At 70.9% G+C, this 23,138-nt stretch carries 16 protein-coding genes and 1 tRNA gene; 11 read left to right on the forward strand and 6 right to left on the reverse strand.

Annotation, left to right across the window (positions count from 1 at the left end):
• Positions 1-440 precede the first annotated feature (440 nt).
• Positions 441-3,167, reverse strand: coding sequence for a DNA polymerase I (gene polA / locus ACZ6ZN_RS08125; RefSeq protein WP_469644241.1), 2,727 nt, complete (start codon positions 3,165-3,167; stop codon positions 441-443).
• A gap of 197 nt (positions 3,168-3,364) precedes the next feature.
• On the opposite strand from polA, the gene ACZ6ZN_RS08130 reads away from it, so the two are divergent.
• From ACZ6ZN_RS08130 to ACZ6ZN_RS08165, 8 genes are all read left to right on the forward strand, one after another.
• Complete coding sequence (locus tag ACZ6ZN_RS08130) at positions 3,365-5,644, forward strand: FdhF/YdeP family oxidoreductase (protein ID WP_469644244.1); 2,280 nt, start codon at positions 3,365-3,367, stop codon at positions 5,642-5,644.
• 53 nt (positions 5,645-5,697) lie between these two features.
• Entirely contained in the window at positions 5,698-6,186 is a 489-nt protein-coding gene (locus tag ACZ6ZN_RS08135; protein WP_398111963.1) for a PaaI family thioesterase, read from the forward strand.
• Positions 6,187-6,300: 114 nt separating this feature from the next.
• A complete protein-coding gene (locus ACZ6ZN_RS08140; RefSeq protein WP_469644247.1) occupies positions 6,301-7,173 on the forward strand; it encodes a trypsin-like serine protease in 873 nt (290 codons plus the stop codon).
• A gap of 763 nt (positions 7,174-7,936) precedes the next feature.
• The gene (locus ACZ6ZN_RS08145; protein ID WP_398111965.1) at positions 7,937-9,166 is read left to right on the forward strand and encodes a branched-chain amino acid ABC transporter substrate-binding protein; all 1,230 of its coding nucleotides are present in this window, start codon (positions 7,937-7,939) and stop codon (positions 9,164-9,166) included.
• Between the two features lie 137 nt (positions 9,167-9,303).
• Positions 9,304-10,233: a branched-chain amino acid ABC transporter permease gene (locus tag ACZ6ZN_RS08150; protein ID WP_398111966.1), complete on the forward strand. Its 930-nt coding sequence runs from the start codon at positions 9,304-9,306 to the stop codon at positions 10,231-10,233.
• A 4-nt stretch (positions 10,234-10,237) separates the two neighbouring features.
• Positions 10,238-12,049, forward strand: coding sequence for a branched-chain amino acid ABC transporter permease (locus ACZ6ZN_RS08155; RefSeq protein WP_451878218.1), 1,812 nt, complete (start codon positions 10,238-10,240; stop codon positions 12,047-12,049).
• A gap of 5 nt (positions 12,050-12,054) precedes the next feature.
• Positions 12,055-12,918 carry an ABC transporter ATP-binding protein gene (locus ACZ6ZN_RS08160; RefSeq protein ID WP_190897995.1) on the forward strand — a complete coding sequence of 288 codons (864 nt, stop codon included), beginning with the start codon at positions 12,055-12,057 and terminating at the stop codon, positions 12,916-12,918.
• Positions 12,915-13,631, forward strand: a complete 717-nt coding sequence (locus tag ACZ6ZN_RS08165) for an ABC transporter ATP-binding protein (protein ID WP_398111968.1) — start codon at positions 12,915-12,917, stop codon at positions 13,629-13,631. Before ACZ6ZN_RS08160 ends, ACZ6ZN_RS08165 begins: the two co-directional genes overlap by 4 nt.
• An 81-nt stretch (positions 13,632-13,712) precedes the next feature.
• Here ACZ6ZN_RS08165 and ACZ6ZN_RS08170 read toward each other — a convergent pair whose 3' ends face one another.
• Positions 13,713-14,369 (reverse strand): ANTAR domain-containing response regulator, encoded by a 657-nt coding sequence (locus ACZ6ZN_RS08170; protein WP_369196289.1) that lies wholly within the window; start codon positions 14,367-14,369, stop codon positions 13,713-13,715.
• Between the two features lie 101 nt (positions 14,370-14,470).
• Between ACZ6ZN_RS08170 and ACZ6ZN_RS08175 the strand changes: the two genes are divergently transcribed.
• Positions 14,471-14,554, forward strand: a tRNA-Leu gene (locus tag ACZ6ZN_RS08175).
• An 88-nt stretch (positions 14,555-14,642) separates the two neighbouring features.
• The gene (locus ACZ6ZN_RS08180; RefSeq protein WP_469644254.1) at positions 14,643-15,431 is read left to right on the forward strand and encodes a helix-turn-helix domain-containing protein; all 789 of its coding nucleotides are present in this window, start codon (positions 14,643-14,645) and stop codon (positions 15,429-15,431) included.
• A gap of 7 nt (positions 15,432-15,438) precedes the next feature.
• On the opposite strand, the gene pyk is transcribed toward ACZ6ZN_RS08180, so the two are convergent.
• Together pyk and ACZ6ZN_RS08190 are read right to left on the reverse strand one after the other, a co-directional pair.
• Entirely contained in the window at positions 15,439-16,875 is a 1,437-nt protein-coding gene (gene pyk, locus ACZ6ZN_RS08185; RefSeq protein ID WP_469644256.1) for a pyruvate kinase, read from the reverse strand.
• 167 nt (positions 16,876-17,042) lie between these two features.
• Positions 17,043-17,756: an SIMPL domain-containing protein gene (locus tag ACZ6ZN_RS08190; RefSeq protein ID WP_469644259.1), complete on the reverse strand. Its 714-nt coding sequence runs from the start codon at positions 17,754-17,756 to the stop codon at positions 17,043-17,045.
• 160 nt (positions 17,757-17,916) lie between these two features.
• On the opposite strand from ACZ6ZN_RS08190, the gene ACZ6ZN_RS08195 reads away from it, so the two are divergent.
• Positions 17,917-19,719 carry a bifunctional metallophosphatase/5'-nucleotidase gene (locus ACZ6ZN_RS08195; RefSeq protein WP_469644262.1) on the forward strand — a complete coding sequence of 601 codons (1,803 nt, stop codon included), beginning with the start codon at positions 17,917-17,919 and terminating at the stop codon, positions 19,717-19,719.
• Positions 19,720-19,730: 11 nt separating this feature from the next.
• Here the strand turns inward: ACZ6ZN_RS08195 and ACZ6ZN_RS08200 are convergent, their stop codons facing one another.
• Together ACZ6ZN_RS08200 and ACZ6ZN_RS08205 are read right to left on the reverse strand one after the other, a co-directional pair.
• Positions 19,731-21,161: a lysine N(6)-hydroxylase/L-ornithine N(5)-oxygenase family protein gene (locus ACZ6ZN_RS08200; protein WP_451878223.1), complete on the reverse strand. Its 1,431-nt coding sequence runs from the start codon at positions 21,159-21,161 to the stop codon at positions 19,731-19,733.
• Entirely contained in the window at positions 21,158-22,564 is a 1,407-nt protein-coding gene (locus ACZ6ZN_RS08205; RefSeq protein WP_469644267.1) for a pyridoxal phosphate-dependent decarboxylase family protein, read from the reverse strand. Before ACZ6ZN_RS08205 ends, ACZ6ZN_RS08200 begins: the two co-directional genes overlap by 4 nt.
• Between the last annotated feature and the right edge of the window lie 574 nt (positions 22,565-23,138).

Consider the following 23,138-nt stretch of genomic DNA (forward strand, 5'->3'; position numbering starts at 1 on the left):
GTGCGCCAGGGAAGCGAGCAGCTCCGGGCGCCTCACCGGGGTCCCGCCGGGTGACTGGACGGGCGGGGTGCGCGAGGGCAACGAGCGGCTTTGGGCACCTTGCCGGGGGCCGGGCCCACGCGGATGACTGGACGGGCGGCTTGCGCCAGGGCAGCGAACGGCTTTGGGCGCCTCGCCGGGTGCCGGGCCCGCACGAATCTGGGCAGACGTGTTGCGCCAGAGCAGCGAACGGCTCCGGGCGCCTCACCGGCGTCCCGCCGGGTGACTGGACGGGCGGGGTGCGCGAGGGCAACGAGCGGCTTTGGGCACCTCGGAAAGGGGACGTCCGGCGGCCACTCGGGTTTCGGGGCAGTGTGGGAGCCGTCCGGTGCTGCCCGGCCGGGCGGGAGGTCGTCCCGCCCGGCCCGGCGCAGCTCCGTGACGTCGTCCTCTCCGCGCCGCTAGTGGGCCGCCGACTCCCAGTCGGTGCCCGCTCCTACCGAGACGCCCAGCGGGACGCGCAGCTCCACGGCGTTGGACATCTCGCGGCGGACCAGTTCCTCCGCGGCCGCCCGCTCGCCCGGGGCGATCTCCAGGACGACTTCGTCGTGGACCTGGAGGAGCATGCGGGAGGCCAGGCCCGCTTCCCGCAGGGCGTCGTCGACCTTGAGCATGGCGATCTTGACGATGTCCGCCGCCGTGCCCTGGATGGGCGCGTTGAGGGCCATCCGCTCGGCGGCCTCCCGGCGCTGGCGGTTGTCGCTGTTGAGGTCGGGCAGGTAGCGGCGGCGGCCGAACAGGGTCGCCGTGTAGCCCGTGGCCCGGGCCTCGTCGACCGCCCGGCGCAGGTAGTCCCGGACGCCGCCGAACCGCTCGAAGTAGGCGTCCATCAGGGCGCGGGCCTCCGCCGCCTCGATGTTCAGCTGCTGGGAGAGGCCGAAGGCGGACAGGCCGTAGGCCAGGCCGTACGACATGGCCTTGATCTTGCGGCGCATCTCGGCGTCCACCGCGGTCGGCTCGACCGCGAAGACCTGGGAGGCCGCCGTGGTGTGCAGGTCCTCGCCGGAGGTGAACGCCTCGATCAGGCCCTCGTCCTCGGAGAGGTGGGCCATCACCCGCAGCTCGATCTGGCTGTAGTCGGCCGTCATCAGCGACTCGAAGCCCTCGCCGACGACGAAACCGCGGCGGATCGCCCGGCCCTCGTCCGTGCGGACCGGGATGTTCTGCAGGTTCGGGTCCGTCGAGGAGAGACGGCCCGTGGCGGCGACGGTCTGGTTGAACGTCGTGTGGATGCGGCCGTCCGCGGCGATCGTCTTGATCAGGCCCTCGACGGTGACACGGAGCTTGGCCTGCTCGCGGTGGCGCAGCATGATCACCGGAAGCTCGTTGTCCGTCTGGCCGGCGAGCCAGGCCAGGGCGTCGGCGTCCGTGGTGTAGCCGGTCTTGGTCCGCTTGGTCTTGGGCAGGGCCAGCTCGCCGAAGAGGACCTCCTGGAGCTGCTTGGGCGAGCCCAGGTTGAACTCGTGCCCGGCCGCCGCGTGGGCCTCCTTGACCGCCTGCTGGACCGCGCCGGCGAACATCTGCTCCATGGCCTCCAGGTGGGACCGGTCGGCCGCGATGCCGTGCCGCTCCATGCGGGCGAGCAGGGCGGACGTGGGCAGCTCCATGTCGCGCAGCAGGTCGGCGGCGCCGACCTCCTCCAGGCGGCCCTCGAAGGCCTCCCCGAGGTCGAGGACGGTACGGGCCTGGATCATCAGGGCCTCGGCCTCGGCGGCCTCGTCGGCGCCGAAGGCGAGCTGCCCGTCGGCCGAGGCGGCCGGGGTCAGCTCGCGGTGCAGGTACTCCAGGGAGAGCGCGTCCAGGTCGAAGGAGCGGCGGCCGGGCTTGACCAGGTACGCGGCGAGGGCCGTGTCCATGCGCACGCCCTCGACGCTCCAGCCGTGCTCGGCGAAGACGCGCATGGCGCCCTTGGCGTTGTGGAAGACCTTGGGCCGGGCGGCGTCGGCGAGCCAGGCGGCGAAGGCCCTCTCGTCGGCCTCGTCCAGCTGGGAGGGGTCGAACCAGGCGGCGGCACCGCCCGGGGCGGCCAGCGCGACCTCGGCGACCGAGCCGGTGCCCAGCGCCCACGTGTCGACCGTGGCCACGCCGAGGGGCTGGGCGGCCTGCTCGGTGAGCCAGGCGGTCAGCTCGCCGGTGGCGATCACCGTGCCGTCCAGCTGCACGCCCTCCGTGCTGATCGGGGTGGCCTCGGCCTGCTCGCCGCCCGGATCGACGGCGAAGAGCCGCTCGCGCAGCGAGGGGTTCCTGATCTCCAGGGTGTCCAGCACCATCGCGACGGCCTTGCGGTCGTAAGGGGCGCGCTCCAGCTCGGTGACGCCCTTGGGGAGCTCGACCCGGCGCTCCAGCTCGGTGAGACGGCGGTTCAGCTTGACGGACTCCAGGTGGTCGCGCAGGTTCTGCCCGGCCTTGCCCTTGACCTCGTCGACGCGCTCGACGAGCTCGGCGAAGGAGCCGAACTGGTTGATCCACTTCGCGGCGGTCTTCTCACCGACCCCGGGGATGCCGGGGAGGTTGTCCGAGGGGTCGCCGCGCAGGGCCGCGAAGTCGGGGTACTGCGCGGGCGTCAGCCCGTACTTCTCGAACACCTTCTCCGGGGTGAAGCGGGTCAGCTCCGAGACGCCCTTGGTCGGGTACAGGACGGTCGTGTGCTCGCTGACGAGCTGGAAGGAGTCCCGGTCGCCGGTGACGATCAGGACCTCGAAGCCCTCGGCCTCGGCCTGGGTGGCGAGCGTGGCGATGACGTCGTCGGCCTCGAAGCCGTCCACGGCGAAGCGGGCGGCGCCCATGGCGTCGAGCAATTCGCAAATGAGGTCGACCTGGCCGCGGAACTCGTCCGGGGTCTTGGAGCGGTTCGCCTTGTACTCCGTGAACTCCTGGGAGCGCCAGGTCTTGCGGGAGACGTCGAAGGCGACGGCGAAGTGCGTGGGCGCCTCGTCGCGCAGGGTGTTGGCCAGCATCGACGCGAAGCCGTAGATCGCGTTCGTCGGCTGGCCCGTCGCGGTGGTGAAGTTCTCCGCGGGCAGCGCGAAGAACGCGCGGTAGGCCAGCGAGTGCCCGTCCATGAGCATCAGTCGCGGCCGGCTGCCGCCGGAGGTCTGGTCGGTCGTCTTCGATGCTGTCTCTGCCACGCCCCCGATCCTGCCACGCCCCACTGACACTCCGCCCCGCCCCGCTCCCGGCGCACGGGAACGGCCGCCGACCGGTCAGGCACCCCGGGGGGCCGGTGGCCCGGGCCGTCCGCGATCCCGCCCGGCCCCGTGCCCTGTCACCCCCGCGTGCGAGGATCGGAGACGTACCTCACAGCGCAGTGGAAGGGGAGCGGGCGATGGCCTCCAAGCCGCCCAAGAGTGATCCGGTTCAGGACGCGCCGCAGGTCGCCGGGCCGCAGCACGCGGCGGCCGGGCTCCCCGCGATCGGGCACACCCTGCGCATGGCGCAGCGGCAGATGGGCGTCAGGCGCACCGCGCTGACCCTGCTGAGCGTGAACCAGAAGGACGGCTTCGACTGCCCGGGCTGCGCCTGGCCGGAGCCGGAGCACCGGCACAGGGCGGAGTTCTGCGAGAACGGCGCGAAGGCCGTGGCCGAGGAGGCCACCCTGCGCCGGGTCACGCCCGAGTTCTTCGCCGCGCACCCGGTCGCCGACCTGGCCGGCCGCAGCGGCTACTGGCTGGGCCAGCAGGGCCGGCTCACCCACCCCGTGTACCTGCCCGAGGGCGGCACGCACTACGAGCCGGTCACCTGGGAGCGCGCCTTCGACATCGTCGCGGAGGAGATCGCCGCCCTCGGCTCCCCGGACGAGGCCGTGTTCTACACGTCGGGCCGCACCAGCAACGAGGCCGCGTTCCTCTACCAGCTGTTCGCCCGCGAGCTCGGCACGAACAACCTGCCCGACTGCTCGAACATGTGCCACGAGTCGTCCGGCTCGGCCCTGTCGGAGACCATCGGCATCGGCAAGGGCAGCGTCCTGCTGGAGGACCTGTACCAGGCCGATCTGATCATCGTGGCCGGGCAGAACCCGGGCACGAACCACCCGCGCATGCTGTCGGCCCTGGAGAAGGCCAAGGCGGGCGGCGCGCGGGTCATCAGCGTCAACCCGCTGCCCGAGGCGGGCCTGGAGCGCTTCAAGAACCCGCAGACCGCGCAGGGCATGCTCAGGGGCGCCGCGCTCACCGACCTGTTCCTGCAGATCCGCATCGGCGGCGACCAGGCGCTGTTCCGCCTGCTCAACAAGCTGATTCTGGAGACGGAGGGCGCGCTCGACGAGCCCTTCGTGCGCGAGCACACGCACGGCTTCGCGGAGTTCGCCGAGGCCGCCCGCGCCGCCGACTGGGACGAGACGCTCGCGGCGACCGGCCTGACCCGGCAGGACATCGAACAGGCCCTGGCCATGGTGCTGGCCTCGGAGCGGACCATCGTGTGCTGGGCGATGGGCCTCACCCAGCACAAGCACTCGGTCCCCACGATCCGCGAGATCGTCAACTTCCTCCTGCTGCGCGGCAACATCGGCAGGCCGGGCGCGGGCGTGTGCCCGGTGCGCGGCCACTCGAACGTGCAGGGCGACCGCACGATGGGCATCTTCGAGCGCCCCGCCCCGGCGTTCCTGGACGCCCTGGAGCGGGAGTTCGGCTTCGCCCCGCCGCGCCGGCACGGCTACGACGTCGTCCGGGCCATCCGCGCGCTGCGCGACGGCGAGGCGAAGGTGTTCTTCGCCATGGGCGGCAACTTCGTCTCCGCCTCGCCCGACACCGAGGTCACCGAGGCGGCCATGAGGCGGGCCCGGCTGACCGTGCACGTGTCGACGAAGCTGAACCGCTCGCACGCCGTCACGGGCGCGCGGGCCCTGATCCTGCCGACGCTGGGGCGTACGGAGCGCGACGTCCAGGGCGACGGTGAGCAGTTCGTGACGGTCGAGGACTCGATGGGCATGGTGCACGCCTCCCGGGGCCGGCTGGAACCGGCGAGCCGGCACCTGCTGTCCGAGCCGGCCATCGTCTGCCGCCTGGCCCGCCGCGTGCTGGGCGAGAACAGCGCCACCCCGTGGGAGGAGTTCGAGAAGGACTACGCGACGATCCGGGACCGCATCGCCCGCGTGGTCCCCGGCTTCGCGGACTTCAACGCGCGCGTGGCCCGCCCCGGCGGTTTCGCGCTCCCCCACGCCCCGCGCGACGAGCGCCGCTTCCCCACGGCCACCGGCAAGGCCAACTTCACGGCCGCGCCCGTGGAGTACCCCGAGCTGCCCGAGGGCCGGCTGCTGCTGCAGACCCTGCGCTCGCACGATCAGTACAACACCACGATCTACGGCCTCGACGACCGCTACCGAGGTATCCGGGGCGGCCGCCGGGTGGTGCTGGTCAACCCCGAGGACGCGAGGGCGCTGCGGCTGGCCGACGGCGCGTACGTGGACCTGGTGAGCGAGTGGCGCGACGGAGTGGAGCGCCGGGCGCCCGGCTTCCGCGTCGTGCACTATCCGACGGCCCGGGGCTGCGCCGCGGCCTACTACCCGGAGACCAATGTGCTGGTCCCGCTGGACGCCACTGCGGACGTCAGCAACACCCCGGCCAGCAAGTCCGTGGTGGTGCGTCTGGAACAATCGGCGACCGACTGAGCGTTCGCTCAGGCACAGTGGTCGAGTGACGAGGACGAACGGAGCCGGGCCCCATGGGTGAGCAGCAGCAAGTGAAGTTCCCGCAAGAGGTCGTCGACGAGTACGCAGCGCTCGGTGTGGACCTCCCGGCCCTGTTCTCCGCGGGCCACCTCGGGACCCGCATGGGCGTGCAGATCATCGAGGCCTCGGCGGAGCGGGTCGTGGGCACCATGCCGGTGGAGGGGAACACCCAGCCGTACGGGCTGCTGCACGGCGGGGCGTCCGCGGTGCTCGCCGAGACGCTCGGCTCGGTCGGTTCGATGCTGCACGGCGGCAGCTCCAAGATTGCGGTCGGCGTGGACCTGAACTGCACCCACCACCGCGGGGTCCGCTCCGGCCTGGTCACCGGCGTGGCCACGCCCGTGCACCGGGGCCGCTCCACCGCCACCTACGAGATCGTGATCAGCGACGGGGACGGCAAGCGGGTGTGCACCGCCCGGCTGACCTGCCTGCTGCGCGACGTGCGGCCCGCCGACGCGGAGATCGTCCGCGACGCCGGCTGACGACGTAGGGAAAACCCTGGAGGGGCGGCCGCGGCCTTGTCGCGGCCGCCCCGGCGCGCTTCACTGACGCTCCCCCCACAGGAGACGACCCGATCCACCGCAGAAGGGTTTCTCTTGAGCTCCGTACGCGCCCTCTCCGTCACCGCGGCGGCCTGCGCCACCGTCCTCGCCACCGCGCTGCCGTCCTCCGCCGTCAACTCCTACAACGCCACGCCCGCCCCCGAGCGCACCGAGGTCGGCGCGCTCGTGGCCACCTGGGACGACGACGGCGACCCCGCCACCCCCGACCGTGTGGACTGGGTCTGCTCCGGCACCATGATCGACGCGGACACCTTCCTCACCGCCGCGCACTGCACCTCGGACTGGCCCGACAACGTCCGCTTCCACGTCTCCCTGGACCAGGACGTGCAGGCCGGGCTCGACGCGGCGGCGCGCTCGCACCCCGGGGACCCCGCCGCGCAGGCCGCCGCCGTGGCCGTCCCGGGCACCGCGCACACGCACCCGGACTACCCGGGGCCCGCCTCCGACACCCACGACATCGCGGTGATCCAGCTCGACGCCGCCGCGGTCAAGGCCCGCTGGAGCTTCACCCCGGCCACCCTGCCCGGCGCGAACCAGCTCGGCCGGCTCGGCTCGCGAGGGCTGGACGCCGCCGGCTGGACCGTCGCCGGCTACGGCACCCAGGAGGCCGTCAACGGCCCCGGCGGCCAGACCCACCCCGGCGGCGGCGTCCGCATGAAGGCCCCAGTCTCCTTCAACGCCCTCAACGACTCCTGGGTGCGGCTGCAGATGACGGCGCCGCAGGGCAACGGAGGCGCCTGCTACGGCGATTCGGGCGGCCCCAACTTCGCCGTGATCGGCGGCAAGCGCATCCTGGCCTCCACCACCATCACCGGGGACAGCCCCTGCTACGCCACCAACGTGACGTACCGCCTGGACACTCCCGGCGCCCGGGCCTTCCTGTCCCCGTTCGTGAAGCTGCCGTAGGCGACCTCAACGGCCGTACACAGCACGGCAGTTCGGCCTCCACCGGACGGCCGTCCGCCCCGCCGCTCGCCCTGCACGACGCGAGCCGGCGGGGCACCGGGGCCGACACGCGAGACACTCCGGCCCCGACGGTCACTCGACCAACGCTCGATCAACACCCCTGGCTGAACCGCCCGTTCGGGCGCAGCCAGGGTCAACCAGCGCCGAAAACACACACGTTGCTCGGCAAAGCGGCCGCGACGCGGGCAGGACCGTCCACTCCGTGAGACACGGCCACGCCCCGGACCGGCGGGCCGCCCGCCCGGCCCCTCCGGGGGGAAATCGGCGAATCCGAATACGGGGAGTTTCCCGTGTATAGGACACGCAATTCCCGGCGTGACGCTGCGTAACGCGCACGCAATACAAGGCCGAACTCCCACCTTCGGCCGGGCCCACCCCGGGAACCTTTCCGATCTTGTCCACGGCCCGCACACCCGGCAAGAGCACGATCTCAGCCACGGCCAACCGGAAGTGCGCGTTCTCAGAATGCGGACTTCGGCGAAAATCCACCAAACCCGCCGAGAGCATCCGCGGTCGAGACCGGTCATCCATCGCGTCATAACAAGAAAGTCACAAGCGAGCCCACGCCGCTGACCCTGCCCTGACCCCGGGCTTAGAGTCACGGCCAGTCACCGCTCCATCGGGAGTTCGGTACCAGCGCGGCACTCACCCCCCGACCAGGGCGGGCCTGCCTGTGAAAGGACTGATTGTGCGACAGCGTTCCTTGGTGATTCTTACCTCCGTTCTCACGACCGGAGCTCTGACTCTCACCGCCTGCGGTTCCCGAGACGACAGCGGTGACAAGGGCGGAGACAACGGGAGCAGCACCACCCTGACCATCGGCGTGGACGCGCCCCTGTCCGGAGAGAACTCCACCACCGGACTCGGCATCCAGTACGGCGCCCAGATCGCCGTCGACGACGCCAACAAGAACAACTGGGTCCCGGGCGTGAAGTTCAAGCTCAAGGCCCTCGACGACAAGGCGCAGCCGGCCACCGGCCAGTCCAACGCGACCAACATCGTCGGCGACAAGACCGCCGTCGGCGCCGTCGGCCCGCTGAACTCCGGCGTCGCCCAGACGATGCAGCAGGTCTTCGCCTCGGCCAACATGGTCCAGATCTCCCCGGCGAACACCAACCCCGAGCTGACCCAGGGCAAGAACTGGCAGACGGACAAGAAGCGTCCCTACAAGACGTACTTCCGCACCGCCACCACCGACGAACTGCAGGGCAGCTTCGCCGCCGGCTACGCGTACAACGGCCTCAAGAAGAAGAAGGCCTTCGTCGTCGACGACAAGCAGACCTACGGCGCCGGCCTCGCCAAGATCTTCGGCGAGCAGTACAAGAAGCTCGGCGGCAAGCTCGTCGGCACCGACCACGTCAACACCGGTGACAAGGACTTCGGCTCCCTCGTCACGAAGATCAAGAACTCCGGCGCCGACCTGCTCTACTACGGCGGCCAGTACGACGAGTCCGCGCTGATCACCAAGCAGCTCAAGGACGCCGGCGTCAAGATCCCGCTGTTCGGCGGCGACGGCATGTTCGCCTCCACCTACATCGAGGCCGCCGGCAAGTCCTCCGAGGGCGACCTCGCCACCGCCATCGGTGTCCCCGCCGACACCCTCCCCGCGGCCAAGCAGTTCATCCAGACCTACAAGGACAAGGGCTACAAGGGTGACTACGGCGCCTACGGTGCCTACGCCTACGACGCCACCACCGCCATCATCAAGGCCGTGAAGGCCGCGGCCGACGCCAACGGCGGCAAGGTGCCCACCGACATCAACGACCTGCGCTCCAAGGTCGTCGACGGTGTCCAGAAGGCCGACTTCGAAGGCCTCACCGGCAAGATCGCCTTCGACCAGTACGGCGACACCACCAACAAGCAGCTGACGGTGTACCAGGTCGAGAAGGGCGCCTGGAAGGCCGTCGAGACCGGCACCGCCGACCTGCAGTAGTCCGGCCCCCCAGCAAGCCCCACGGGCCGCGCGGAAGGAGGACCCCGACCGCGCGGCCCGTTTTTCACACCCCCACACAGCACGCGACCACGCACGCACCCAGTGCACACGACCACCAGCGACATGGAGGCCATGCGGTGAACACCCTGCCGCAGCAGCTGGCCAACGGGCTGCTTCTCGGCTCGATGTACGGGCTGATCGCCATCGGCTACACGATGGTGTACGGCATCGTCCAGCTCATCAACTTCGCGCACGGCGAGATCTTCATGACCGGGGCCTTCGGCGCCCTCACGGTCTACTTCTACATCCTGCCCGACGGCACCTCGATGGCCCTCGCCGTACCGCTCATGCTCCTCGGCGGCGCCCTCGTGGCCATCCTCATAGCCGTCGGGGCGGAACGGTTCGCCTATCGACCACTGCGCGGAGCACCACGCCTGGCACCCCTCATCACGGCCATCGGCCTCTCCCTGGCCCTCCAGGAGGTCGTGCGCAACTTCTACCCCGGCGCCGACCGCGCCCGCGCCTTCCCCGGCCTCGACGCCACCCACGAGATCGGCTCCGTCACCATCAAGGACGCCGACATCTTCCTCATCCTGGCCGCCGTCCTCTGCATGGCCGCCCTCGCCTTCTTCGTGCGCCGCAGCCGCACCGGCCGCGCCATGCAGGCCACCGCGCAGGACCCCGACACCGCGCAGCTCATGGGCATCGACACCAACCGCATCATCGTCATCGCCTTCGCCATCGGCGGCTTCTTCGCCGCCGTCGCCGCCGTCGCCTACGGACTCAAGTACGGCAACGTCGACTACCGCATGGGCTTCCTGATGGGCCTCAAGGCCTTCACCGCGGCCGTCCTCGGCGGCATCGGCAACATCTACGGCGCCATGCTCGGCGGCATCGTCCTCGGCATCGCCGAGACCCTCGCCTCCGCCTACATCGACGAGATCCCCGGCATGCAGCAGCTCGGCGGCCAGAGCTGGGCCAACGTGTGGGCCTTCTGCCTCCTCATCCTCGTGCTCCTCTTCAGGCCACAGGGCCTGCTCGGCGAGCGCGTCGCGGACAGGGCGTGATCACATGACCGAGACGACCAAGACCGAAGTGCCGGACGCCGTCCCCACCCCGACGCCCGCACCCAGCGGCCTCGTCCCGCTGCCCCTCGCAGCCGCCCGCGGCCTCCTCCTCGGCGGCGGCATCGCCACCGCGGCCTCCGCGTTCCTCGCCTGGACCTGGACCGCCGAGTTCCCCGGCGACCTCACGATCAACGGCTACCCCGGCGGCCTGCAGTGGCTCACCTTCACCGCCGGCCTGCTCACCGCCCTGTTCGCCCTCGCCTCCTACGGCATCCGCGGACTCGGCTGGTTGCTGCCCGCCCGCAACAACGCACCCCTCGTGCTCACCGCGCTCGGCGGCTTCACCGTCACCTGGTTCACCGTCATCGCCATCAGCTCCAAGCTCGGCGGCGTCGTCAACCTCGAACCCGGCGGCTGGATCGCGGCCGTGGCCTCCCTGCTGCCCGTCCTCGGCGCCCTCGCCCTCCCCCAGGAGCGCACCGGCACCGGCACCAAGGCAGCCCTCAAGGACTACGTCGCCAAGCCCGAGCGCATCCCCGCCGCCCAGGCCACCGCGCCCTGGATCCAGCGCGCCGTCATCACCGTCGCGACGATCATCGGCCTCGGCGTCTTCACCTACGGCATCGACACCGAGTACGGCGAACTCTTCATCGGCTACCTCTTCGTCGTCGTCTTCGCCGTCTGGGCCCTGCACACCGCCGGCCTCCTCGACCGCTTCTCCGCGCTCATCGCCGCCAACCGCAGCTTCGCCCTCGCCATGGGCTTCGCCGCGGCCATCGCCTTCCCCTTCACCCAGACCGACGACCACTACGCCAACATCGGCGTCAACATCCTGATCTTCGGGACCGTGGCCCTCGGCCTCAACATCGTCGTCGGCCTCGCCGGACTCCTCGACCTCGGATACGTCGCCTTCCTCGGCGTCGGCGCCTACACCGCCGCCCTCGTCTCCGGCTCCGAGTTCTCCACCATCTCCGGCGTCCACCTGCCCTTCTGGGCCTCCGCCCTGGCCGGCGCCGCCGCCTCCCTCGTCTTCGGCGTCCTCATCGGCGCCCCGACCCTGCGGCTGCGCGGCGACTACCTCGCCATCGTCACCCTCGGCTTCGGAGAGATCTTCCGCATCGCCGTCAACAACATGGACGGCCAGTCCGGACCCGACGTCACCAACGGCCCCAACGGCATCCCCTCCATCCCCGACCTGAACCTCCTCGGGTTCAACTTCGGAGAGGCCCACGACATCGGCGGGTTCACCCTCGGCCGGTTCGCCAACTACTACCTGCTGATGGTCCTCATCATGGCCATCGTCGTCCTCGTCTACACCCGCGCCGCGGACTCCCGCATCGGCCGCTCCTGGATCGCCATCCGCGAGGACGAGACCGCCGCCACCGCCATGGGCATCAACGGCTTCCGCGTCAAGCTCATCGCCTTCGCCCTCGGCGCCGCCCTCGCCGGCCTCGCCGGCACCGTCAGCGCCCACGTCACCTACAGCGTGGTCCCCACGCCGTACCAGTTCGCCGGCTCCACCCCGCCCAACTCCGCGTTCCTCCTGGCCGCGGTCGTCCTCGGCGGCATGGGCACCGTCGCCGGCCCGCTCCTCGGCGCCGCCCTGCTCTATCTGCTCCCCGAGAAGCTCGTCTTCCTCCAGGAGAAGTCGCTCCTCGCCTTCGGCATCGCGCTCATCCTCCTGATGCGCTTCCGCCCCGAAGGCATCATCGCCAACCGCCGGCGCCAGCTCGAATTCCACGAGACCGGCCAACTCGACGTACCGAAACAGACCACGCTGACCGACGAACCGGCCGTCACCAAGGCGGGGGCGTAACCATCATGACGACACCAGTACTCGAAGCCCGCGACGTCACGATGCGCTTCGGCGGCCTCACCGCCGTCCGCTCCGTCGACTTCACGGTCAACGCCGGCGAGATCGTCGGCCTCATCGGCCCCAACGGCGCCGGCAAGACCACCTTCTTCAACTGCCTCACCGGCCTGTACGTCCCCACCGAGGGCACCGTCTCCTACAAGGGCACCGTCCTCCCGCCCAAGCCCCACCTGGTCACCCAGGCCGGCATCGCCCGGACCTTCCAGAACATCCGCCTGTTCGCCAACATGACGGTCCTCGAGAACGTCCTCGTCGGCCGCCACACGCGGACCAAGGAAGGCCTCTGGTCGGCCCTCCTGCGCGGCCCCGGCTTCAAGAAGGCCGAACGCGCCAGCGAGGAACGCGCCATGGAACTCCTCGAGTTCATCGGCCTCGCCCACAAGCGCGACCACCTCGCCCGCAACCTCCCCTACGGCGAGCAGCGCAAGCTCGAGATCGCCCGCGCCATGGCCTCCGAGCCCGGCCTGCTGCTCCTCGACGAGCCCACCGCCGGCATGAACCCCCAGGAGACCCGGGCCACCGAGGAACTCGTCTTCGCCATCCGCGACAAGGGCATCGCCGTCCTCCTCATCGAGCACGACATGCGCTTCGTCTTCAACCTCTCCGACCGCGTCGCCGTCCTCGTCCAGGGCGAGAAGCTCGTCGAGGGCACCGCCGAGGTCGTCCAGGCCGACGAGCGCGTCGTCGCCGCCTACCTGGGCGAGCCCTTCGAGGGCGACCCCGGCGAGGCCGAAGCCGCCGAGGTCGAGGCCGCCGAAGCCGCCGCCGACGCGACCAGCACCACCAGCAGCACCAAGGGAGAAGCCAAGTGACCGCACTCCTCGAAGTCGAGGACCTCCGGGTCTCCTACGGCAAGATCGAAGCCGTCAAGGGCATCTCCTTCAGCGTCGACGCCGGCCAGGTCGTCACCCTGATCGGCACCAACGGCGCCGGCAAGACGACCACCCTGCGCACCCTCTCGGGACTGCTCAAGCCCACCGCGGGAAAGATCCTCTTCGACGGCAAACCCCTCCACGGGGTCCCCGCCCACAAGATCGTCTCCCTCGGCCTGGCCCACTCCCCCGAAGGCCGGCACATCTTCCCCCGCCTCACCATCGCGGAGAACCTCCAGCTCGGAGCGTTCCTCCGCAAGGACAAGGAAGGCATCGAGAAGGACATCCAGCGCGCCTACGACCTCTTCCCCATCCTCGGGGAACGCCGCAAGCAGGCCGCCGGCACCCTCTCGGGCGGTGAGCAGCAGATGCTCGCCATGGGCCGCGCCCTGATGTCCCAGCCCAAGCTGCTCATGCTCGACGAGCCCTCCATGGGCCTCTCCCCGATCATGATGCAGAAGATCATGGCGACGATCTCGGAGCTCAAGTCCCAGGGCACGACCATCCTCCTGGTCGAGCAGAACGCCCAGGCCGCGCTGTCCCTGGCCGACCAGGGCCACGTCATGGAGGTCGGCAACATCGTCCTGTCCGGAACGGGGCAGGACCTGCTGCACGACGAATCGGTGCGCAAGGCGTACCTCGGCGAGGACTGAGGTCCCACCGCGCCACGAAGGCCCGCTTCCCCTCCGGTCAGGGAGGGGAAGCGGGCCTTCGCCGTACCGCTCGGCCGGGGATCAGCCCTTGCCGGCCTTCTTCTCCTCGGCGTCCTGGATGACCGCCTCCGCGACCTGCTGCATCGACATGCGGCGGTCCATCGACGTCTTCTGGATCCACCGGAACGCGGCCGGCTCCGTCAGCCCGTACTCCGTCTGCAGCACCGACTTCGCCCGGTCCACCAGCTTGCGCGTCTCCAGCCGGAGCGTGAGGTCGGCGACCTCCTTCTCCAGCTCCTTCAGCTCCGTGAACCGCGAGACGGCCATCTCGATCGCCGGGACGACGTCGCTCTTGCTGAACGGCTTCACCAGGTACGCCATGGCCCCGGCGTCCCGCGCGCGCTCGACGAGGTCCCGCTGGGAGAACGCGGTCAGCATCAGCACCGGCGCGATGCTCTCCTCCGCGATCTTCTCGGCCGCCGAGATGCCGTCGAGCTTCGGCATCTTCACGTCGAGGATCACCAGGTCGGGGCGGTGCTCACGGGCCAGCTCCACGGCCTGCTCACCGTCACCGGCCTCACCGACGACGGTGTACCCCTCCTCCTCCAGCATCTCTTTGAGATCGAGCCGGATCAGGGCCTCGTCCTCGGCGATGACGACCCGCGTCGTCATCGGAGGCACGTGCGACTTGTCGTCATCAGGCACGTCGACAGGCTGGGGCGACTCGGGGGCACTCACGTGGGCTCCTTGGTAGGGGCAGGCCGGTACTGCTCACAGAAGCGTACCTAGCAGCGGGGTCGCACAGTGAACCGGTACACTGCTGATCGGTCTCCTGACATGCCCGGTTGGAGGAACTGGTCAGACTCGCGGCACTCAAAATGCCGTGCCCTTTGGGCATGTGGGTTCGAATCCCACACCGGGCACTGCGAGATCGAAAAGCGGAGGATCACGTTCGCGTGGTCCTCCGCTTTTTGTTGCGCCCGATCACCGCCAGTGACCGACAGTGGTCATATGCACGGTCATGGCACTGAAGTGCGACAGAAGGCCCTCACCCTGCTCCGGTCGGGTGCGAAGAACGCGGACGTCGCCCGCGCTCTCCAGGTGCCGACGGGCACCATCGGCTACTGGAAGCACCTGGATCTGGCGCGACGAGGTGAGAGTCCCGGCAGGCACGACCCGAAGTGCCCGCGCTGCGACGGGAGGGATCTCGACGAGTCCGCCTATTCCTATCTGCTCGGTCTCTACCTCGGCGACGGCCACATCAGCCGCTATTCGGAGCACCGCGTTCCGAACCTCATGATCACCTGTACGGAATCCTGGCCGGGGCTGATGGACGACTGCGAGCGGGCCATGCGTGCGGTTTTCCCGGACAACGCCGTGTGCCGGGTGCGCAAGACCGGCTGCCGCAACGTGAAGGTCTACTCGAAGCATCTGTACTGCCTCTTCCCCCAGCACGGGCCCGGCAGGAAGCATGAACGCCGTATCGCCCTCGAATCCTGGCAGCAGGCCATCGTCGACGCCCAGCCCTGGGAGTTCATCCGGGGGCTGATCCACTCCGACGGCTGCCGGATCACCAACTGGACGACCCGCATGGTGGCTGGTGAGCGCAAACGCTACGAATATCCGCGATACGTCTTCGCCAACAAATCGGACGACATCCGCAGCCTTCTCACTGACACCCTCGACGACGTGGGCATCGAGTGGACCACTCTCGCCCGCGGGCGCGACCCTTTCCACATTTCCGTCGCCCGCAAAGCCTCCGTCGCCCTCATGGACGCCCACGTCGGGCCCAAGTACTGACCGCCGGCTACCGCGGGGCGTCGTCCTCGGCGATGTGGTGGACGCGGACCAGGTTCGTCGAGCCGGACACGCCGGGTGGGGAGCCGGCCGTGATGACGACCATGTCGCCCGGGCGGCAGCGGCCGTACGCGAGCAGCAGTTCGTCGACCTGGTCGACCATTGCGTCCGTGGACTCCACGCTCGGCCCGAGGAACGTCTCGACGCCCCAGCTGAGACTGAGCTGGGAGCGGGTCGCCTGGTCGGGGGTGAAGGCCAGCAGCGGGATGGGCGAGCGGTAGCGGGAGAGGCGGCGGGCGGTGTCGCCCGATTGGGTGAAGGCGACGAGGAAGCGGGCGCCGAGGAAGTCGCCCATCTCGGCGGCCGCGCGGGCGACGGCGCCGCCCTGGGTGCGGGGCTTGGTGCGTTCGGTCAGCGGCGGCAGGCCCCGGGCCAGGATGTCCTCCTCGGCGGCTTCGACGATGCGGGCCATGGTGCGCACGGTGCCGACGGGGTGTTTGCCGACGCTGGTCTCCCCGGAGAGCATGACGGCGTCGGTGCCGTCGATGACGGCGTTGGCGACGTCGGAGGCCTCGGCGCGGGTGGGACGGGCGTTGTCGATCATCGAGTCGAGCATCTGGGTGGCGACGATGACCGGTTTGGCGTTGCGCCTGGCGAGGGCGATGGCGCGCTTCTGGACGAGGGGGACCTGTTCGAGGGGCATCTCGACGCCGAGGTCCCCGCGGGCGACCATGATGCCGTCGAAGGCGGCGACGATGTCCTCCAGGTTCTCCACAGCCTGGGGTTTCTCGATCTTGGCGATGACGGGGAGGCGGCGGCCCTCCTCGTCCATGATGCGGTGGACGTCCTGGATGTCGCGGCCGCTGCGCACGAAGGAGAGGGCGATGACGTCGAAGCCGGTGCGCAGGGCCCAGCGGAGGTCGTCCTCGTCCTTCTTGGACAGGGCGGGGACGGAGACGGCGACGCCGGGGAGGTTCAGTCCCTTGTGGTCGGAGACGACGCCGCCTTCGCGGACGGTGGTGTGGATGCGGGGGCCGTCGACGCCGGTGACCTGGAGGCAGACCTTGCCGTCGTCGACGAGGATGCGTTCGCCGGTGGTGACGTCGGCGGCGAGGCCGGCGTAGGTGGTGCCGCAGCCGTCGCGGTCGCCCTCGGCGCCGTCCTCGACGGTGAGGGTGAAGGTGTCGCCGCGTTCGAGGAGTACGGGGCCTTCGGTGAAGCGGCCGAGGCGGATCTTCGGGCCTTGGAGGTCGGCGAGGGCGCCGACGCTGCGGCCGGTTTCGTCGGCGGCTTTGCGGACCCGGTGGTAGCGCTCCTCGTGTTCGGCGTGTTCGCCGTGGCTGAGGTTGAAGCGGGCTACGTCCATTCCGGCGTCGACCAGGTCTTTGATCCGGTCGTAGGTGTCGGTGGCGGGTCCCAGGGTGCAGACGATTTTCGCTCGGCGCATGGTACGAGCCTATGAGTTACCGACTGGTAGTGAATTGGCCGGGCGTGACCACTCAACAGACTTTGCGTGAAGCGCTATTGACAAGTGTTGAATTGTGCGGCGGGGCGCTCCGATGAGCATCCGGCGGGAATTCGGTCGCGTTTTCGGAAAAGGGCCCCGCCGGGATGTCACAGGCGCGGCGGGACCATGGTGAAGCGGGCGTTCACCTGGGCGTGGACGTGCTGGCGCTGGGGTTCGAGGTCGAGGGGGGCGGGCGTGTCCTCGGCGGTGCCGGCGAAGGCGGCGGAGCGCATGCGTCCGGGGGCCTGCGGGTGGATCGGCGGGGTGTTCTCGGCGCCGATGTCGGCGATCTCCACGAGGGCGGCGAGGGTGGTGCCGAGGGCGTCGGCGTACTCGCGGGCGCGCTGGACGGCTTCGTGCACGGCCTTCTTGCGGGCGTCGCGGTGGGCGGGTGAGTCGGGGCGCAGGGCCCACCAGGGGCCGTCGACGTGGGTGAGGTCGAGGTCGGCGAGGCGGGTGGTGAGTTCGCCGAGGGCGGTGAAGTCGGTGAGTTCGGCGGTGACGTGGACGCTGCCGTGGTAGGTGCGGACGCGTTCGCCGCGACCGTGTTTGGTGAGTTCGGGGGTGATGGAGAAGGCGCCGGTCTCCAGGCGTTCGACGGCGTCCGGGTAGGACTTGACGAGGTCGAGGACGGTGGAGTTGCGGCGGGTGAGGTCGTCGAGGGCGGAGCGGCGGTCGCGGCCGCGGGCGGTGACGGTGATGCCGATGCGGGCGATCTCGGGGTCGACCTCGAGGCGTGCCTCGCCGCGGACGGCTATGCGGGGGGCGTCGGGGGTGCCGTAGGGGAGGGCGGGCTGGGGGGTGTCCGTGGGGGTGGTCATACGTCCCACTCTGTCACGGTGTGGCGGGCGTCCGGGGCGGAGTTGGGGATTCCAGTCACCAGATCGCAACCTGCCGGGTCTGGCCGGTTCGGTCATGACCGGGTCAGAATCTACGCGCGTTATCTACGCGCGTTCACAGATTCCGCGAGGAGAGCCAGACATGCCGTTGAACCGCCGGAAGTTCCTGGGGAAGTCCGCTGTGACCGGAGCGGGGGTGGCGCTGGCCGGTGCGGTCGCGGCGCCGGGGGCCCAGGCGGCCGAGGCGCGGGGCGGGCGGCCTGCGAAGCGGTACGCGTTCACCGTGATGGGCACGACGGACCTGCACGGCAACGTCTTCAACTGGGACTACTTCACGGACAAGGAGTTCGACGACAAGGACCACAACGACGTGGGCCTGGCGAAGGTCTCGACCCTGGTGAACCGGGTCCGTGCGGAGAAGGGCCGCCGCAACACGCTGCTCATCGACGCGGGCGACACCATCCAGGGCACGCAGTTGTCGTACTACTACGCCAAGGTGGACCCGATCACCGCCGCGGGCGGGCCGGTGCACCCGATGGCGCAGGCGATGAACGCGATGGACTACGACGCGGCGGCGCTGGGCAACCACGAGTTCAACTACGGCATCCCGGTGCTGCGCAAGTTCGAGCAGCAGTGCGACTTCCCGCTGCTGGGTGCGAACGCGCTGGACGCGAAGACGCTGCGGCCGGCGTTCGCGCCGTACAGCATGCACCGGCTGCGCACGCCGCACGGGCGGGACGTGAAGGTGGCGGTGCTGGGGCTGACGAACCCGGGTATCGCGATCTGGGACAAGGCGAACGTGCAGGGGAAGATGACGTTCCCGGGCCTGGAGGAGCAGGCGGCGAAGTGGGTGCCGAAGCTGCGCTCGATGGGCGCGGACGTGGTGATCGTCTCGGCGCACAGCGGTTCGTCGGGCACGTCGTCCTACGGTGACCAGCTGCCGTACGTGGAGAACGCGGCCGGTCTGGTGGCCGAGCAGGTGCCGGGCATCGACGCGATCCTGGTCGGGCACGCCCACACGGAGATCCCCGAGTACTTCGTCACGAACAAGAAGACCGGCAAGAAGGTCGTGCTGTCGGAGCCGCTCAAGTGGGGTCAGCGGCTGACGCTGTTCGACTTCGAGCTGGTCTTCGAGAAGGGCTGCTGGAAGGTCGAGAAGGTGGGCGCGAAGGTCCTCAACTCCAACACGGTGGAGGAGGACGCGAAGATCACCAAGCTGCTCTCGGACGAGCACGCGAAGGTGGTCGCGTACGTCAACCAGGTCATCGGCACGAACGCGGCGGAGATGACGTCGGCCGAGGCGCCCTACAAGGACGTGCCGATCATCGATCTGATCAACCACATCCAGGCCGACACGGTGAAGCAGGCCCTGGCGGGCACCGAGCACGCGGCGCTGCCGGTGCTGTCGCAGGCGGCGTGCTTCTCGCGCAGCGCGCGGATCCCGGCGGGCGAGGTGACGATCCGGGACGTGGCGGGGCTGTACGTCTTCGAGAACACGCTGGAGGCGCGGCTGATGACGGGTGCGCAGATGAAGGCGTACCTGGAGTTCTCGGCGAACTACTACGTGCAGACGCCGGCCGGGGCGCCGGTGGACCCGGCGAAGCTGACCAACGCGGGCGGCATCCCGGACTACAACTACGACGTGGTGAGCGGGCTGTCGTACGAGATCGACATCGCGAAGCCGGCCGGGTCGCGGGTGACGAACGTGCGGTTCGAGGGGCAGCCGCTCGCGGACGACGCGAGGTTCGTGTTCGCGGTGAACAACTACCGGGCCAACGGCGGCGGGAACTTCCCGCATGTCGCCGCGGCCCCGGTGCTGTGGTCGAACTCGGAGGAGATCCGCAACACCATGATCGCCTGGGTGAAGGCGAAGGGGTCGATCGACCCGGCCGTGTTCGCGGCGGTGGACTGGAAGCTGACGCGTGAGGGCGCGCCGGTCTTCTGAGCCGTGTCCGTTCACCTGCGGTCGTCGACCAGCGGGGTCAGTGCCGGTGCCTCGCGGGGCGGCGGTACGTGGCGGGGCTGGGTGAGGCCGAAGGTGGTGAAGGCGGTGCGGCGCGGGAGTCCGTAGGCTTCCCTGCCGGTCAGGGAGTTGAGGATGATCGCGCCGCGCCAGGCGGTGAGGCCGAGGTCCGGGGCGCCGACCCCGTGGGTGTGGGTCTCGGCGTTCTGGACGTGGACGGTGCCGGTGACGGACGGGTCGAGGACGAGGCGGTAGTCCTCGTCGATGCGGGGCCGCTCGGCGTTGTCGCGGCGCAGGTACGGGTCGAGGCCGGCAAGGACGCGGTCCAGGGGGCGCTCGCGGTATCCGGTGGCGAGGACGACGGCGTCGGTGGTGAGGCGGGAGCGGCTGCCCTGCAGTTCGTGCTCCAGGTGCAGTTCCACCTTGGTGGTGGCGACCCGGCCGGCGGTGCGGACGCGGACGCCGGGGGTGAGGACGGCGTCGGGCCAGCCGCCGTGCAGGGTGCGGCGGTAGAGCTCGTCGTGGATGGCGGCGACGGTGGTGGCGTCGATGCCTTTGTGCAGGTGCCACTGCCCGGCGACGAGCCGGTCACGGGTGGCCTCGGGCAGGGCGTGGAAGTAGCGGGTGTGGTCGGGGGTGAAGTGCTCCAGGCCGAGCTTGGAGTACTCCATGGGCGTGAACGCGCCGGTGCGGCCGAGCCAGTGGAGGCTTTCGCGGCCCGCGGGCCGGTTGCGGAGCAGGTCGAGGAAGATCTCGGCGCCCGACTGGCCGGTGCCGACGACGGTGACGTGCCCGGCGGCCAGGAGGGTGTCGCGGTGGTCGAGGTAGTCGGCGGCGTGCACGACGGGGACGCCGGGGGCCTGGACCAGGGGTTTGAGCGGGTCGGGGACGTGGGGTTCGGTGCCGATGCCGAGGACGACGTTGCGGGTGTAGGTGCGGCCCAGGGCTTCGGCTTCCCCGTCGCCGTCGAGCTGGGTGAAGTCGACTTCGAACAGGTCGCGTTCAGGGTTCCAGCGCACGGCGTCGACCTGGTGGCCGAAGTGCAGGCCGGGCAGGTTCTCGGCGACCCAGCGGCAGTAGGCGTCGTACTCGGCGCGGTGGATGTGGAAGCGCTCGGCGAAGTAGAACGGGAAGAGCCGTTCGCGGGATCTGAGGTAGTTGAGGAACGTCCAGGGGCTGGTGGGGTCGACGAGGGTCACCAGGTCGGCGAGGTAGGGCACTTGGATGGTGGCGCCGTCGATGAGCAGTCCGGGGTGCCAGCCGAAGGCGGGGCGCTGGTCGTAGAAGACGGTGTCGAGGTCGCCGAGGGGGTGGGCGAGCGCGGCGAGGGAGAGGTTGGCGGGGCCGATGCCGATGCCGACGAGGTCGCGCGGGGCGTCGGGTTCGTGGTGTGGGCGGGGCGCCGGGATGTGGTCGGGGTTCATCGGGGGGTGTGTCCTTCCTCGAGTGCCGCCCGGCGTGCTGCCACGAGGTGCAGCAGGGCGGCCAGGTCGTCGGGGCCGGTGGCGGGGTTGAGCAGGGTGGCCTTCAGCCAGAGCCGGCCGTCGAGGCGGGCCCGGCCGAGGACGGCGGTGCCGTCGGTGAGCAGGGCGCGGCGTACGGCGGCGACGGTGGTGTCGGGGGCGCCGGCGGGCCGGAACAGCACGGTGCTGAGGGTGGGCGGCGCGTGCAGGTCGAAGCCGGGGTGCGCGTCGACGAGGGCGGCGAACTGCCGGGCGTGGGCGCAGACCTGGTCGACGAGCGCGCCGAGGCCGCTGCGTCCGAGGGTCTTGAGGGTGACGGCGAGCTTGAGGGTGTCGGGGCGGCGGGTGGTGCGCAGGGAGCGGCCGAGCAGGTCGGGCAGTCCGGCGTGGGTGTCGTCGTCGGCGTTGAGGTAGTCGGCGCGGTGCCGCAGGGCGGCGAGGTCGCGGGGGTCGCGGACGGTGAGGAGGCCGGCGGCGACGGGTTGCCAGCCGAGTTTGTGCAGGTCGAGGGTGACGGTGTCGGCGGCGTCGAGTCCGTCGAGCAGGGCGCGGTGCCGGGTGCTGAACAGCATCGCTCCGCCGTAGGCGGCGTCGATGTGCAGCCGGGCGCCGTGGGCGGCGCAGCGGCCGGCGATCTCGGGCAGCGGGTCGATCAGGCCGGCGTCGGTGGTGCCGGCGGTGGCGGCGACGAGCTGGGGACCCTTCGTGCGGGTGAGGGCTGTGTCGAGGGCTGCGGGGTCCAGTCTGCCGGCGGGGGCGGGCACGACGACGGGGTCGGGCAGGCCCAGCAGCCAGGCGGCGCGCGGCAGCGAGTGGTGGGCGTTGTCGCCGACGACGAGCCGGACGGTCCCGCCGCCGGCCTCGCGGGCGGCCTCGCGGGCGAGCAGCAGGGCGAGGTGGTTGGCTTCGGTGCCGCCGGTGGTGACGAGCGCGTCCGGGCCGGGGCCGGGCCCGTGGATCTCCCGGGCGAGGGCCCGCGTGACCATCGCCTCCAGCTCGGAGGCGGCCGGGGCCTGGTCCCAGGAGTCCAGGGAGGGGTTGAGGGCGGATGCGGCGAGGTCGGCCGCGGCGGCGACGGCCAGGGGCGGGCCGTGCAGGTGGCCGGCGCAGCGGGGGTGGGCCGGGTCGGCGGCGCCCTCGGCGACGGCACGGACGAGGGTGTGCAGCGCCTGCGGGTCGCCGTGGTCGGGGAGGATCTCCCCCACCGTCCGGCGCAGCCGTGCGGCGACCGCCTGCGGTCCGCCCGGCGGCAGGGGCCCGCCGCGGGTCCGGCCACCGGTGTCGAGCGCGTCGAGCACGGTGTCGAGCAGCGGTCGCAGGGCGCGGGGCCCTTCGGGGCCCGAGGCGAGGGACGGCGTGCGCATGAGCTGACCTCCGGGACACGGGGCGAACCGCCCGAACAGCCCAACGACGCAACCGGGCCGGAGGTGTTCCTGCGCGAATCGTCAGTTGCGGGAAGGGGACACGGGCTGGCCGCCTCACCGCCGGGCCGTGCCGGGTGCCGGGGGCGCCCCCGCGTGGCGTCGTGTCGGATGCCGGGGGCGCCCCCCGCGTGGCGTCGTGCCGGGTGCCGTTGCATCGGCGCGGCCGACTTGCCGTCGTGCCCCGCGGGGTGCCGGTGGCACTGGGGCGGCCGGTCCGCATCGCGTCCTGCCGGGCGCTAGAAGCTCCGCGGTGGCCGACTCGACGTCGGGGGCGGCGGGGCGGGGGCGACCCGCGCCGCATCCTGCCGGGCACCGAGAGCACCGGGATCGAGCCGACCCCACGTCGCGTCCCGCCGGATGCCGTCCCAGCAGGGGCGAGCCGGCATTGCGCCCTGCCGGGTGCCGGTGGCACCGGGGTAGGCGGAGTCACGCCCCACCGGCTACCGGTGGCACCGGGATGGGGTCATCCATGCCCCCGGGCCGCTGCGATGCCCGGGTCGGGGCGGTCCTCGTG

Source organism: Streptomyces sp. NPDC053665, assembly GCF_055585285.1.